The organism is Kitasatospora sp. NPDC041988 (assembly GCF_055588525.1).
Genome location: NZ_JBVJCO010000011.1, coordinates 63,544 through 77,179, shown reverse-complemented (window position 1 = coordinate 77,179; position 13,636 = coordinate 63,544). Strand labels below are relative to the sequence as shown.

The 13,636-nt window shown below is 70.0% G+C and carries 16 protein-coding genes; 7 read left to right on the top strand and 9 right to left on the bottom strand.

All coding sequences use genetic code 11. The annotated features are described in order from the left end of the window. Genes ACZ6NC_RS13900 through ACZ6NC_RS13885 form a run of 4 tightly spaced genes read right to left on the bottom strand, consistent with a single transcriptional unit; the run spans position 1 to position 3,892 of the window. Positions 1–318, bottom strand: coding sequence for a non-heme iron oxygenase ferredoxin subunit (locus tag ACZ6NC_RS13900; RefSeq protein ID WP_465732255.1), 318 nt, complete (start codon positions 316–318; stop codon positions 1–3). A 5-nt stretch (positions 319–323) separates the two neighbouring features. Continuing rightward, entirely contained in the window at positions 324–1,568 is a 1,245-nt protein-coding gene (sufD, locus tag ACZ6NC_RS13895) for a Fe-S cluster assembly protein SufD (RefSeq protein WP_465732253.1), read from the bottom strand. A gap of 56 nt (positions 1,569–1,624) precedes the next feature. After that, the gene (gene sufB, locus ACZ6NC_RS13890; RefSeq protein WP_465732251.1) at positions 1,625–3,040 is read right to left on the bottom strand and encodes a Fe-S cluster assembly protein SufB; all 1,416 of its coding nucleotides are present in this window, start codon (positions 3,038–3,040) and stop codon (positions 1,625–1,627) included. Positions 3,041–3,049: 9 nt separating this feature from the next. Continuing rightward, entirely contained in the window at positions 3,050–3,892 is an 843-nt protein-coding gene (locus tag ACZ6NC_RS13885; protein WP_465732249.1) for a helix-turn-helix transcriptional regulator, read from the bottom strand. A 190-nt stretch (positions 3,893–4,082) separates the two neighbouring features. Between ACZ6NC_RS13885 and ACZ6NC_RS13880 the strand changes: the two genes are divergently transcribed. Beyond that, complete coding sequence (locus ACZ6NC_RS13880; RefSeq protein ID WP_465732247.1) at positions 4,083–5,009, top strand: ABC transporter ATP-binding protein; 927 nt, start codon at positions 4,083–4,085, stop codon at positions 5,007–5,009. A gap of 47 nt (positions 5,010–5,056) precedes the next feature. Further along, complete coding sequence (locus tag ACZ6NC_RS13875; RefSeq protein ID WP_465574330.1) at positions 5,057–5,776, top strand: ABC transporter permease; 720 nt, start codon at positions 5,057–5,059, stop codon at positions 5,774–5,776. Between the two features lie 120 nt (positions 5,777–5,896). On the opposite strand, the gene ACZ6NC_RS13870 is transcribed toward ACZ6NC_RS13875, so the two are convergent. From ACZ6NC_RS13870 to ACZ6NC_RS13855, 4 genes are all read right to left on the bottom strand, one after another. Beyond that, positions 5,897–6,676 (bottom strand): SDR family oxidoreductase, encoded by a 780-nt coding sequence (locus ACZ6NC_RS13870; RefSeq protein ID WP_465732246.1) that lies wholly within the window; start codon positions 6,674–6,676, stop codon positions 5,897–5,899. A gap of 477 nt (positions 6,677–7,153) precedes the next feature. After that, entirely contained in the window at positions 7,154–7,438 is a 285-nt protein-coding gene (locus ACZ6NC_RS13865) for a hypothetical protein (RefSeq protein WP_465732244.1), read from the bottom strand. After that, a complete protein-coding gene (locus tag ACZ6NC_RS13860) occupies positions 7,435–7,677 on the bottom strand; it encodes a hypothetical protein (protein WP_465732242.1) in 243 nt (80 codons plus the stop codon). The genes ACZ6NC_RS13865 and ACZ6NC_RS13860 overlap by 4 nt, the downstream gene beginning before the upstream one ends. Beyond that, entirely contained in the window at positions 7,665–7,847 is a 183-nt protein-coding gene (locus tag ACZ6NC_RS13855; RefSeq protein ID WP_465732240.1) for a hypothetical protein, read from the bottom strand. The genes ACZ6NC_RS13860 and ACZ6NC_RS13855 overlap by 13 nt, the downstream gene beginning before the upstream one ends. 245 nt (positions 7,848–8,092) lie before the next feature. On the opposite strand from ACZ6NC_RS13855, the gene ACZ6NC_RS13850 reads away from it, so the two are divergent. Genes ACZ6NC_RS13850 through ACZ6NC_RS13835 form a run of 4 tightly spaced genes read left to right on the top strand, consistent with a single transcriptional unit; the run spans position 8,093 to position 11,849 of the window. After that, positions 8,093–8,995: a phosphotransferase gene (locus ACZ6NC_RS13850; protein WP_465732238.1), complete on the top strand. Its 903-nt coding sequence runs from the start codon at positions 8,093–8,095 to the stop codon at positions 8,993–8,995. Between the two features lie 34 nt (positions 8,996–9,029). Next, positions 9,030–10,025 carry a nucleotidyltransferase domain-containing protein gene (locus tag ACZ6NC_RS13845; protein WP_465732236.1) on the top strand — a complete coding sequence of 332 codons (996 nt, stop codon included), beginning with the start codon at positions 9,030–9,032 and terminating at the stop codon, positions 10,023–10,025. Positions 10,026–10,034: 9 nt separating this feature from the next. Continuing rightward, positions 10,035–10,709: a histidine phosphatase family protein gene (locus tag ACZ6NC_RS13840; RefSeq protein ID WP_465732234.1), complete on the top strand. Its 675-nt coding sequence runs from the start codon at positions 10,035–10,037 to the stop codon at positions 10,707–10,709. Between the two features lie 9 nt (positions 10,710–10,718). After that, positions 10,719–11,849 (top strand): hypothetical protein, encoded by a 1,131-nt coding sequence (locus tag ACZ6NC_RS13835; RefSeq protein WP_465732232.1) that lies wholly within the window; start codon positions 10,719–10,721, stop codon positions 11,847–11,849. Between the two features lie 453 nt (positions 11,850–12,302). Here ACZ6NC_RS13835 and ACZ6NC_RS13830 read toward each other — a convergent pair whose 3' ends face one another. Then, the gene (locus ACZ6NC_RS13830; protein ID WP_465732231.1) at positions 12,303–12,824 is read right to left on the bottom strand and encodes a PadR family transcriptional regulator; all 522 of its coding nucleotides are present in this window, start codon (positions 12,822–12,824) and stop codon (positions 12,303–12,305) included. Between the two features lie 88 nt (positions 12,825–12,912). On the opposite strand from ACZ6NC_RS13830, the gene ACZ6NC_RS13825 reads away from it, so the two are divergent. Continuing rightward, complete coding sequence (locus ACZ6NC_RS13825) at positions 12,913–13,470, top strand: hypothetical protein (protein ID WP_465732229.1); 558 nt, start codon at positions 12,913–12,915, stop codon at positions 13,468–13,470. Positions 13,471–13,636: the final 166 nt, after the last annotated feature.

The following is a 13,636-nucleotide window of genomic DNA, read 5'->3' as shown; positions in this document are numbered from 1 at the left end:
TCAGGACTCCTGGTTGACGGAGACGAGCACATCGTCCCCTTCGATCTTTACGGGGTAGACAGCGACCGACTTGGTGGCGGGCAGGCCGGAGGGCTTGCCGGTGCGCAGATCGAAGCTGGAGCCGTGCAGCCAGCACTCGATCATGCAGTCCTCGACCTCGCCCTCGGAGAGCGAGACGTTCGCGTGCGAGCAGATGTCGTTGATCGCGAACACCCCCTCGTCGGTGCGGACGATGGAGACCGGCACGCCGTTGAGGTCGACGCGCTTGGGCACGTCCTCGGCGAGCTCGCTGAGCGCGCAGGCGCGGAGAAAGCTCATCGGCCTCAGACCGCCGCTTCCAGCTCGGCCTCGATCTTCTCCATCAGCTGGTCCTGGATCTCGGCGACGCCGATCTGCTGGACCAGCTCGGCGAAGAAGCCGCGCACCACCAGGCGGCGGGCCTCGTCGGCCGGGATGCCGCGGGCCTGCAGGTAGAACAGCTGCTCGTCGTCGAAGCGGCCGGTCGCGGAGGCGTGGCCGGCGCCGACGATCTCGCCGGTCTCGATCTCCAGGTTCGGGATCGAGTCGACCCGGGCACCGTCGGTGAGCACCAGGTTGCGGTTGTGCTCGTAGGTGTCGGTGCCCTCGGCGGCGGCGCGGATCAGCACGTCGCCGACCCAGACGGCGTGCGCGTCCTGGCCCTGCAGCGCGCCCTTGTAGACCACGTTGGAGCGGCAGTGCGGGGTGTCGTGGTCGATGACCAGACGGTGCTCCAGGTGCTGCCCGGCGTCGGCGAAGTAGAGGCCGAACAGCTCGGCCTCGCCACCGGGGGCCGCGTAGGAGACCCGCGGGTGGATGCGGACCAGGTCACCGCCGAAGGTGACGACCACGGACTTCAGCGTGGCGTCCCGGCCGACCAGGGCGGTCTGCTGGGCGACGTGCACCGCGTCGCGGTCCCAGTCCTGGACGGAGACGAAGGTGAGCTTCGCACCGTCGCCGACCAGGAGCTCGACGTTGGCGGCACGGGTGCCGGTACCGGTGTGGTTGATCACCACGACGGCCTCGGCGAACGGCTTGACGTCGACCACGACGTGGGCGAAGCGGGTGCCGCCCTCGCCGTGCACGTCGATCTTGACCGGCTCGGTGAGCACCGTCTCCTTGGGGACGGTGACCACGAGCGCCTGCTCGAAGGCGCTGAACGCCTGAGCGGCGACCCGGTCGACCGGCTTGCCGGCCTTGCCCAGGCGGGCGTCGTCGCGGCCGACGGTCTCGGCGGTGACGCCGTCCGGCAGGCTCAGCTCGACCTTGTCCGTGCCTTCGCCGGCCTTCTCAGCGCTGTCGGCAGCGGTGCCGTCGTGCAGGCCGTTCAGGCGGTGGAGCGGGGTGAAGCGCCAGTCCTCCTCACGGCCGGTCGGCACCGGGAAGTCGCCGACCTCGAAGGAGGGCTTGACCGCGACGCGGGCGTCGATCGGCTGCTGGACGGAGGCGCGGCCGGTGCCGGGGCCGGCGAGCTGCGCGCCCGCCCCGGCGGTGCCGACCTCGATCGAACCGGCGGTGGTGGAGCCGGTGGGGGTGTTGACGTCAGCCATGGCTGTCGTGGTGCTCTCTTCCTAACGATGCGGACTGGACTGCGTACGGCTGCTCGTCAGCCGACGGAGCCTTCCATCTGCAGCTCGATCAGCCGGTTCAGCTCCAGCGCGTACTCCATCGGCAGCTCGCGCGCGATCGGCTCGACGAAGCCACGGACGATCATCGCCATCGCCTCGAACTCGGTCATGCCCCGGCTCATCAGGTAGAAGAGCTGGTCCTCGCTGACCTTGGAGACGGTCGCCTCGTGGCCCATGGACACGTCGTCCTCGCGGACGTCCACGTACGGGTACGTGTCCGAGCGGGAGATGGTGTCGACCAGCAGCGCGTCGCAGAGCACGTTGGACTTGGCGCCCTTGGAGCCCTCGCCGATCTCGATCAGACCGCGGTAGGAGGTGCGGCCGCCGCCTCGCGCCACCGACTTGGAGACGATGTTGGAGGAGGTGTTCGGCGCCATGTGGACCATCTTGGCGCCGGCGTCCTGGTGCTGGCCCTCACCGGCGAAGGCGATCGACAGGGTCTCGCCCTTGGCGTGCTCGCCCATCAGGTAGACGGCCGGGTACTTCATGGTGACCTTGGAGCCGATGTTGCCGTCGATCCACTCCATGGTCGCGCCCTCGTACGCCACGGCGCGCTTGGTGACCAGGTTGTAGACGTTGTTCGACCAGTTCTGGATGGTCGTGTAGCGGCAGCGGCCGCCCTTCTTGACGATGATCTCCACGACCGCGGAGTGCAGCGAGTCCGAGGAGTAGATCGGCGCGGTGCAGCCCTCGACGTAGTGGACGTAGGCGTCCTCGTCGACGATGATCAGCGTCCGCTCGAACTGGCCCATGTTCTCGGTGTTGATCCGGAAGTAGGCCTGGAGCGGGATGTCGACGTGGACACCCTTCGGCACGTAGATGAAGGAGCCGCCGGACCAGACGGCCGTGTTCAGCGCGGCGAACTTGTTGTCACCGGCCGGGATGACGGTGCCGAAGTACTCCTTGAAGATCTCCGGGTGCTCCTTCAGAGCGGTGTCGGTGTCCAGGAAGAGGACACCCTGCTCCTCCAGGTCCTCGCGGATCTGGTGGTAGACCACCTCGGACTCGTACTGCGCGGCGACACCGGCGACCAGGCGCTGCTTCTCCGCCTCCGGGATGCCCAGCCTGTCGTACGTCGCCTTGATGTCCGCGGGCAGGTCCTCCCAGGACTCGGCCTGCTTCTCGGTCGAGCGGACGAAGTACTTGATGTTGTCGAAGTCGATGCCGGTGAGGTCGGAGCCCCAGGTCGGCATGGGCTTCTTGCCGAACAGCTTGAGGCCCTTGAGCCGCAGGTTCAGCATCCACTCGGACTCGTTCTTCTTCGCCGAGATGTCGCGGACGACGTCCTCGCTGAGCCCGCGCTTGGCGGCGGCGCCGGCGGCGTCCGGGTCCGCCCAGCCGTACTCGTAGGTGCCCAGGCCTTCGAGCTCCGGGTGCGAAACGGTGTCAGTCATGCGAGCTTCCTAACGCGCGGACGCTGAGTCTTCGGTGGACGTACCGGCAGTCGGCACTGCATCGGTACCCGGGCCTGCGGCACGCAGGGCGGGCGACGATGCGGCACCGGGTGCCGGCACATAGGTGGTGCAGACCCCGTCGCCGTGGGCGATGGTGGCCAGCCGTTGCACATGGGTGCCCAGCAGTTGGGAGAAGACCTCGGTCTCCGCCTCGCAGAGCTGCGGGAACTGCTCGGCGATGTGCGCGACCGGGCAGTGGTGCTGGCAGAGCTGGGCGCCCGCCGGGGCTTTCGCCGCGGCCGACGGAACACGCCGCACGGTGGCAGCGTACCCGTCCGCACTCAGCGCCTGGGCGAGCGCTTCGGTGCGCTCCCCGGCCTCGGCCTGGCGCAGCGCGGCGAGGTAACGCTCGCCCTGCTTGCCGAACCGGGCCCGGGCGAAGGCGGCGACCGCCTCCTCGCCCGCCTTGCCGCCGCCCACCGAGTCGGAGATCCAGCGCAGGGCGTCGGCCGCGAGCTGGTCGTACGCCTGGTAGAAGGCGTCCCGGCCTCCGTCGGTGAGGGCGAAGACCTTGGCGGGGCGGCCCCGGCCGCGACTGCCGTACACCCGCTGTTCGCGGGCGTCGACCAGGCCGGCGGCGGCCAGTCCGTCCAGGTGACGGCGGACGGCCGCGGTGGTCAGACCGAGCCGGTTCGCCAGGTCGGCGGCGGAGGAGGGGCCGTGGTCGAGGATCGAACGGGCGACCCTGTCCCGGGTCGCCCGGTGGCCCTCCAGCAGCACCTCGGCCGCCGTCGCGGGCACGGCACAGCCGGGGGCCGACTCGGCCTCCTGCTGCGTGGTGTGCTCGCGCATGTTTTTCACAACACCAGTGTTGCGTAATTACTTCCGACAGGACAAGCCGTGATCCAGGCCTCACTCGTGTCATCTGTCACGCAGGTAAGGCTTACCTGACCTGCGTGAACGATCACCCGGACCGCCCGTTTCCCGGCTGCCCCGGGGTCCCGCTCCGGGCCCCGCGTTCACGCCTTCTACACTCGCCGGTATGCATTCCGAACCCGCGGTCCAGATCACCGGGCTGGTCAAGCGCTACGGCGAGAAGACCGCGGTGGACGGTCTCGACCTCACCCTCGCACGCGGCGCGATCACCGCCGTACTCGGCCCCAACGGCGCCGGCAAGACCACCACGATCGAGACCTGCGAGGGCTACCGCCGCCCCGACGCCGGCACCGTCCGCGTCCTCGGCCTCGACCCCGTCGCCCAGAACGCCGAGCTGCGCCCCCGGATCGGCGTGATGCTGCAGTCCGGCGGCGTCTACGCGGGCGCGCGCGCCGTCGAGATGCTCCGGCACACCGCGAAGCTGCACGCCCACCCGCTGGACGTCGACGCCCTGGTCGAACGGCTCGGCCTCGGCTCCTGCGGCCGCACCACCTACCGCCGGCTCTCCGGCGGGCAGCAGCAGCGGCTCGCCCTGGCCATGGCCGTGGTCGGCCGCCCCGAGCTGGTCTTCCTCGACGAGCCCACCGCCGGCCTCGACCCGCAGGCCCGCCGCGCCACCTGGGACCTCGTCCGCGACCTGCGCCGCGACGGCGTCACCGTGGTCGTCACCACCCACCACATGGACGAAGCCGAGCAGCTCGCCGACCGGGTCGCCATCGTCGACCGCGGCAAGGTCATCGCCGAGGGCACCCCGGAGGAGCTCTGCCGCGGCGGCGCCGAGTCCTCACTGCGCTTCGACGGCCCGCCCGGGCTGGACCTCGGCCCCCTGCTCAAGGAGCTGCCCGAGGGCGCCGCCGCCACCGAGCCCACCCCCGGCAGCTACCGCATCGAGGCGCCCGTCGACCCGCAGCTGCTGGCCACCGTCACCGGCTGGTGCGCGGCCTCCGGCATCCTCCCCGAGCGGCTCGCCGTGCAGCGCCGCAGCCTCGAAGACGTCTTCCTCGACCTGACCGGACGGGACCTCCGCTCGTGACGACCACCGATTACTCCCCGCAGCCGGGCGCCGCCCCCGTCGGCCGGATGCTGCTCGCGCAGACCGCCTTCGAGACGAAGATGCTGCTGCGCAACGGCGAGCAGCTGCTGCTGACCGTGATCATCCCGACGGTCCTGCTGGTGCTCTTCTCCGCCGTCGACATCGTCGCCGTCGAGGGCCCCGGCAAGCGGGTCGACTTCCTGGCGCCCGGCCTGCTCGCACTGGCCGTGATGTCCACCGCCTTCACCGGGCAGGCCATCGCCACCGGCTTCGAGCGCCGCTACGGCGTGCTCAAGCGGCTCGGCGCCAGCCCGCTGCCGCGCTGGGCCCTGCTCACCGCGAAGACGGGGTGCGTGCTGGTCACCGAGGCGTTGCAGGTGGCGCTGCTGAGCGTGATCGCCCTCGCGCTCGGCTGGTCCCCGCAGGGCGACCCGTTCAGCGTTTTTGCCCTCCTCGTCCTCGGCACCGCCGCGTTCTCCGGGCTCGGCCTGCTGATGGCCGGCACGCTCAAGGCGGAGGCCACGCTGGCCGCCGCCAACCTGGTCTTCATCCTGCTGCTGCTGGCCGGCGGCGTGATCGTGCCACTGAGCAAGTTCCCGTCGGCCGTCCAGTCGGTGCTGGAGCTGCTGCCGATCGCCGCCCTCTCGGACGGCCTGCGCTCGGTGCTCCAGACCGGCGCCGGCGTGCCCTGGGCGGACCTCGGAATCCTGGGCGGCTGGGCCGTCCTCGGGCTGGCCGCGGCCGCCCGGTTCTTCCGCTGGGAATGATCCTGGTGGTCGCCCGGAGCGACCACCAGGACACGCCGCCGGGCTACCTGGACGAGTGGATCCGACGTTCCGCCCCGCCCAGGCCGACGTCCACGCCCCGGTACGTGCCCGGGCGGTGGATCACCCGGCCGCGATCGGTCCGAGGTAGGTGCCGCCGGAGACGTCGATGATCTGGCCGGTCACCCAGCGACCCTGCGGACCCGCCAGGAAGCCCACCACGTCCGCGATGTCCTCCGGCTCGCCGAGCCGTCCGAGCGCGGTGAGCGACGCGAGTCCGGCCACCGCCTCGGGAACGGTGGTCCAGCCGGCGGTCATGTCGGTCCGGACCACTCCGGGGTTGACCGTGTTCACGGTGATCCCGCGCCGGCCGAGCTCGTTGGCGAGCGGTGCGCCGAGGGCAGCCAGCGCCGCCTTGGTGACGGTGTAGCCGATCTGGACGGAGGCCGCGATCCGGGTGGCCGCCGAGGCCATGTTGACGATCCGCCCGCCGTCCCGCAGCAGTGGCAGCACCCGCTGGATCACGAAGATCGGCGTGCGCACGTTGACCGCCAGCAACCGTTCGAACTCCTCCTCGGTGAGTTGCCCGATCGAACCGACCGAGTGGATGCCCGCGTTGTTGACCAGGATGTCCAGGCCGTCCGCGCCGCGGTCCGCCAGCCCGGCGGTGAGCCCTTCGAACAACCGGTCCACCGCACCGTTCTCGCCGAACCGGGCCTGCACCGCGAACGCCCGGCCGCCGGCCTTGGCGATCAGTGCCACGGTCTCCGCGGCGGCCGCCTCGTTGCCGCCGTAGTGGACCCCGACCAGCGCCCCCTCGGCGGCGAGCCGCAGGGCGACCGCGCGCCCGATCCCCCGCGAGCCGCCCGTCACCAGTGCGGTCCTGCCGTCCAGTTCCCCCACGATCGCCTCTCCCCTCATGTTGCCCCGGTCGAATCCGGGACCGATCTCCGGTCGTCACACCCCGATGCCGGACACCCTTCCTGTATGCCCGGAGCCGAACTGCTGAAGCCGCCCGACTTCGGAACCACTCGTCCAGGGCTCAGCCAGCCATGGACCTGCCCGGTCGTTGCGCCAGGAAGAGGGTCGGCTCGGTCCGCTCCTCGTCGGTGAACCCCCATGGCGGAAGGGACTCGTTCCCGAAGTGAGTCGTGCACCCCACGACTCCCTCGGTGTCATGCACGCCCGCCAACGACCCTGCCGGGCAGGGGAGATCAACTCCCGGAGCCCGGTGGATGCTGTCGCGCCGGGGAGGACACGGCTGGACCCCGAGCGATCACGAGCAGCCTCGTGGGCGTTTCAACCGCGCACACGGCGCGGAAGGACGTCGAGGTGCGGCGAGGCCCTCGCCCGGGTCGGCGAGGGCCTTCGTGGTCGCGCTCAGCTGGGTATGCGGTGACGCCCGGGTTTGGTGGACGGTTGACGGATCTCGGGGCCGAAGTGGCCGGCCTGGCGGGCGATCCAGGCGTATTCGTGGGTGCCGTCGGGGAGTCGGCGCAGCTCCCAGCGGCCTTGTCGGGTGATCGGCGGCGGGGGCGGGGCCTCGTTCTGGGGATGCCGCATCTTGAGCGTGGCGATCACGCCGAGGGCCACGGTGACGAGGGCCAGCGCGAGCAGGGTGATGAGCGCGGCGCCGACGAGAAAGCCGGCGGCGCCGGATCTCATCGGCGGATCCCGAGGACGCGGTGGCCGACGTGGGCGGCGAGGCCGTGGAGGAGGTCGTGGGCCTGGTCCCGGGTGAGGGGGAAGGCGAGCTGCTCGCCGGGGCCGACGTGGATGTCGAGGTCGACGGCGAGGCGGAGCTGGAGGGCGGCGTCGGGGACGTGCTCGACCGCGAGGTAGTGGACGGTGGTGCGCTCGGTGTGGATCGCCTCGGTGTGGACCATCGGGATCAGGACTCCCACGGCTGGTCCCTTTCGGTGTCGCGGAGCAGGTGGAGGAGGTTGAGGAGGGTGCTGATCGGGGCGTGGCCGAAGTCGATCAGGAGGCGGCCGTCGACGGCGCTGTGGTGGGTGGTGGCGGAGCCCCACCGGATGCCGAACTCGGCCCCTCGCGCGTGGAGTTCGCGGAGCAAGGAAGCACATTCCGGGTTCACCTCTGAATGCGCCGCTACGACCCACAACTGATGGCAATCGGTGGCGGTGCGCACCAGCCCATACGACGCGCCGGAAGATCAAAGATTCCTAGTGGCCAGCTCGAGAGTACGGCCGGGCAAGGAGCCCGACCGCCTCGTACTGCGGATCGGCTGGTCCAGGCCCTCTTGTCCCGCCCTCTGAGCCCTGCACCTGCCCCAACTCTGCTCTACGGAAGGATGGATGGATGAATGACTGGGAGTTCGTGAAGAACAGAACCGCCACCGAAGGTTCGGTGTGGCGGTCGGCCGACGGCCTGCTCTACAAGCGGACCGGTGGCGAGGATCTGCGGGCGGAGACCGAGTTCCAGCAGCTGGTTGCGGGCCTCGGCTACCCGGTGCCGGAGATCGTCGACAGCGGCTCGGAGGACGGGCGCTATTTCGTTGTCGAGCGTGCGATCGGTGACAGCTCGCTGCACGAGGAGGCGCTGGCCGACGCCGGGCAGGACGGTCAGGTCAGCTACCAGGTGATCAGCACGGCGGCGGCCGTCGCGTCGAAGCTCCTGCAGGCCCAGGCGAGGCACCCCCTTCCCGCCACGCCGTGGTTCGAGAAGGCGGCTTTCGCGGCAGAGGTCTTCGAGGAGAACCCGGACTTCGACACCCCGCGCGTCCACGAAGTGGTCAAGCACGCCCTCGACCGGCTGGCCCGGCTCCCGATGGTGCACGGGCACCTGGACTACGGCCTGCCCAACGTCCTTCAGGCCGGGGTCATCGACTGGCAGCACCACGGACCGGTCCCGCTGGGCTACGACGTCTACCCCGCGCTCGACATCGTCGCATTCAAGGGCGGGGGCAAGGGCTACAGCATCACCCCGGAACAGCGCGCGGCCTACACCGCCGCCCTCGAGGAGACCACCGCCTCCCTGATCGGGCAGCGGGTGAGCGAGCACCTGGGCGACTTCCTGCTCGTCAAGTGCTTCTTCTTCCTCGCCCTCATGCGGCCCACCGATCCCGCACGGCACGACAAGCACATCAAGTGGCAGTACCGCCGCGCCCTCTTCACGATGGGACTTGATCAGTATGAATCGGGCAACACGATCGACACCGGCACCTTCCCCACTCTGGAACGGTTCACCGCTGAACACCGGTAGGCCGGTCCCCACCGTCCGCGATCGCGACTACCTGATGGACCACCACGGAGTCATCTTCAAGGTCATCGGCGACAGCCACCCCGGCAGCCACTACCTCGGCTACGTCAAGTACCACCCCGACGAGAAGGGCGACCGGCGGCTGTTCGGCCGGACCTACCGACAGAACAGCGTCGTGTCGAAGTCCTTCGGCATCCTGGCCGGCAGGCCGGAGTGCTACGTCTACTCCGACACCCTCGGTTGCGTGATCACCGGCATCCTGCGCGAGGACGTGGCCGTCCACTACTCCTGCCGGCAGGCCCTCGCCGCCATCCACGAGGACCCCGGCGCGGTCGCCGACAACCCGGCCGGCAAGGACCTCCTGGCGATCACCGAGTGGATCATCGCGAACGACGCCCAGGACCTGATCGGCGTCACCGGCTCCTTCCTCGTCGGCTGCTTCAACGAGCGCTCCGACATCGACCTCGTCTGCTACGGACCGGAGGGCTACCAGGCTGCACAGGAACTGTTCCAGCAGACCGACCTGATCCGGCCGTACGACGGAGACGACCTCACCCGGCTGTACATCCGCAGGGCCAAGTACATGGAGGGCAGCTCCTTCGACGCCCTCATCAAGCAGGAACGCCGCAAGCTCCAAGGACTCACCGCCAACGCCGGCGCGCACATCAACTGCGAACCCGTCCGCTCCGACCGCGACAAGACCTTCGCCCGGATCACCTCCAAGGAGATCGGCGAGATCTCTCTCCTCGCCGAGATCACCGACCATGCCGAGGGCCTCACCACCCCGGCCGTCTACGGGATCAAGGTCAAGAACATCCTCAGCTCGACCATCGACGAGGCCGACTCCTTCGCCCGCCGGATCACCCACATGCGCTCGTACCTCGGCGCCTACACCGGAGCGTTCCGGTCCGGCGACGCCGTGCATCTGTCCGGCAAGCTCGTCCACACCCAGGACGGCGACCACAGCGGCTTCGGCATCGAACTCACCCCCTGGACCGTCAGCGGCTCCTACGTCGCGAACCTCGCCGGATAGGACCCGCACGTGACCCTGCTCGTCATCCGGCACGCCGAGTCCATCGAGAACGCCGACAAGTACAACGGCTTCTACCAGGACCCCCGCCCCTACAGCGGAGCCGCCGCGCACACCATCTCCCGCACCATCGTCGGCCTGACCCCGCGAGGCTTCCGGCAGGCCCAGTGGCTCGCGGAGATCCTGCCGCAGCTCGCGGGCCCCGAGCCGCACGTGTACACCTCGACCTACCGCAGGGCGATCGACACCGCGACGATCGCCCTGCCCGCCCTCCCCGACGGCTGGCCCCAGCGGACCAGGCTCCTCGACGAGCAGCACTACGGCGACGCCACCTACATGACCAAGCGCGAGCTGTACGACAGCTACCCCGCACTCGCCGAGGACCGCCGCCTGCGCAAGCACGTCTGGACCGCGCCGGGCGGCGGTGAGTCGCTCGCCGAGGGCGTGCTCAACCGGGCCGCCGAGTTCACCGCCCTCGCCCAGGCCGAACTCCATGAGGCTCGCACCGTTCTGGCCTTCACCCACCAGACCGCCGCGGTGGCGCTCCGCTCCCTGCTCGAACTCCGTGGCCTGCCCGAGATCCTTGCCGAGGAGCGGAAGGGCAAGATGCCCAACGCCGCGATCCTCCACTACGAGCTGCACGACGGCCGGTTCACCCGGACAGGAACCACCACCCCGCCGGTCTAGGAGGAGCCCGTGCGACACCTGTTCCTCAACGGGCCCGTCCAGAACGGACCCTTCACCTTCGCCACCCGCCCCGGCAAGGCCGTCGGCATCCGCCTTGCCGCCGCCCTCAACGCCATCCTCGGCTTATCGCCCCCACCCCACCTCTGGAACACCGTCACCCTCGCCGGAGACCTCCGCCACCGCCAGGTCGACGGCCCGACGATCCCCCGCCAGCGGTTCGAGGCCGACCTGATAGCCGCCAAGTACCCGCCCGGACAGTCCCCGGTGGGCGGCATCATGACCGACACCGACGCCGAGGTCGCCGGCCTCGCGCTGGAGATGATCGAGAACAACCTCCGCGCCGGCACCCTCACCATCAGCCGCCAGCCCGTCCCCACCTGCCGGGCCTGCGGCCACATGACCGGCACCGGCGGCCACCCCTGCAACGCCTACGGCAGCACGGACACCGAAGACCGCACGGGCCTCCACCTCGTCGCCGAACTCGCGCAGGACCGCCCCGTCCTCGACCGCTCGGACATCCACGCCAGCCACCGCCAGCATCCCAAGCACCTCCAGCACACCGCCGCCAACGTCGCCGAGCGGCTGATCCTCTCCCGAACCCGTGACCACGGCATCGACCTCTCGCCCCTCGGCCTCAACGGCCTCGTCCTCGACCCGCGCGTCGGCATCCACGCTACTGTCCTTGCCGCAGCCAGACGGCGCGAAGCGGACACGGCCGTCATGACCATCACCGAGAACGCGGCCAACCACATCGCCGCCCATGGCCAGCACTTCCGCGAGCACGGCGGCATCCGGCTTCAGTACGCCCTGCACGGCCACCTTCCGTACGACCACACGGCAAGCCTGCAACCACTGTATGAGGCGTACCAAGCCACTGAGGTAGTCAAGGAGGGCTTCGAAGCGTGGTTCCTCCCGATCTTCTCCCTGATGGCTAAGGCCACGACTCGGCCGGACCAACTTCCTGCCCTCTTCAAGCACTACATGCGAGCACATCTTGCTCAGCCAACCGCAGCCGACGAGGCCGCCCTCGAGGCTGTACGGCGCGCAGTTGGTGCAGGTGGTACCGAATGGATTGCGAACAAGCAGGCACTGGCCAATGTGATGGCTGCCCGTTGGACATCCGCGCCTGTCGGCCGCTGACCAGCACGCACCCAAGGAACCTTCTCGACGGATGGCGTTCCCACCCAACGGAAGTAACGGCCACCCGGACCGCTACGCAGCACCTCGGATCGCCTCGCCGCACTCAACCGCTACGACACCGGCTCGGACCTGCTGCTCGTGAGCAGCAGGACCCTCTACACCGACCCCCAGACCCTGCTTCCAGGGGCCCAGCCATGTCGAGCCGACACGGCTGCCCGCCACCCTACGGATGCGGGTGGGCGATGCTCGGGAGGCGAAGCTGCCCACGATCGGGACGACGCGCTCGCCGTCCCGCCCGAGCCCGGAGACGCCCAGGGTCTCGGTGTACTTGCGGCCGAGCCGGGCCGAGGAAGGCCCCCTCGCCCACCGCCTCCAAGCGGCCGCTGCGCTGCCGGATCTCCGCCGACCGGACGGGGCCGGGAGACGCGGAGTTCGGCAGGGGTCCGCGGGCGATCAGTGGCCGTCCCGGATCTGCCCTTCGGCCCACTCGGCCCACTCGCGGCGCATCGCGTTGAACCGCAGGCCGTACTCGAGCGCGATCCTGCTGTGGACGGCGAGGCCTCCGTCGCCCCGGCCGATCTCCTCTTCGGCCGCCTGCAGTCGTTCCTGGTGGCGTTCGGAGATCCGGGCCAGCCACCGCAGGTAGTCGCGCCCCTGGGCGGGGGTGAGCACGCCGAGGAAGAAGACCCGCAGCAGGAGGTCGCTGCGCGCATGCTGGGTGGGTGTCGTCTCGATGAGCCAGTGCTGCAGTTCGGCCAGGCCCGCGTCGGTCAGGGCGTATTCCTTGCGGCCTCGCGGTCCGTGGGCGCTGACGGTGATCAGACCGCTGTCGTCCAGCCTGGTCAGTTCCGTGTAGACCTGGCTCTGGGTGGCCGGCCAGGCGAGGGCGAGCGAGCTCTCGAACTCTTTCAACAGGTCGTAGCCGCTGGCAGGTCGGTCCACCAGCAACCCCAACAAGGCGTGTCGAAGACTCATGCCCGTAGCCTACCTTCCATAATTGACATGTCGTCAGAGGAGGTTCTACGTTGGGCCGTCGCCATGCCGATCCAGGGGGAGACTCACCATGACCTACGTCCTCACATTCCTGCCGTGGATCGTCTACGCCGTCCTGCCGTCCGACCGCTGGCAGTGGGCCGCGCTGGCCGGCCTGGTCGTGGCCGTGGGAGTGATCGTCAAGCGGCGTTCGACGGGAAGCGGCTTTGACGCTCTGATCATCGAGACCGGGTCGGCGGGCTTCTTCGCCGTGCTGGCCGCCGTGGCCTTCGCCAACCCGGACTCGGCCGTTCACGCGTACTCGGCCGCGCTGTCCTCCGGTGTTCTCGCCCTGATCGCCGGCGCCTCGCTGGCGATCGGCCAGCCGTTCACCCTCGGCATCGCCAAGCAGTCCACTCCGCGCGAGGTTTGGCATCAGCCGCTCTTCGTGCGCACCAACCGCGTCCTCACCGGCGTCTGGACCATCGCCTTCGCCGCGACCGCCGCCGTGCTGGCCGCCCTCGCCCACGCCGACCAGGGCCACTCGACCACCGCCACCCTGGTCCAGGTCGCCGGCTTCGTGATCCCGATGGTGTTCACCAACCGCTACGTCGCCACCGTCCAGGAGCGGGCACGACCGCAGGGCTAGACGATCACGATCGCCGCACAGGGCAGGCCGGCGACTTCGCCACCTCACCTCACACACCACGGCGGGGGGGGGGGGGGGGGGGGGGGGGGGGGGGGGGGGGGGGGGGGGTGGGGGGGGGGGGTGGGGTGTGGTGGGGGGGCCTTGGGGGGCAAAGAAAAAGACGACG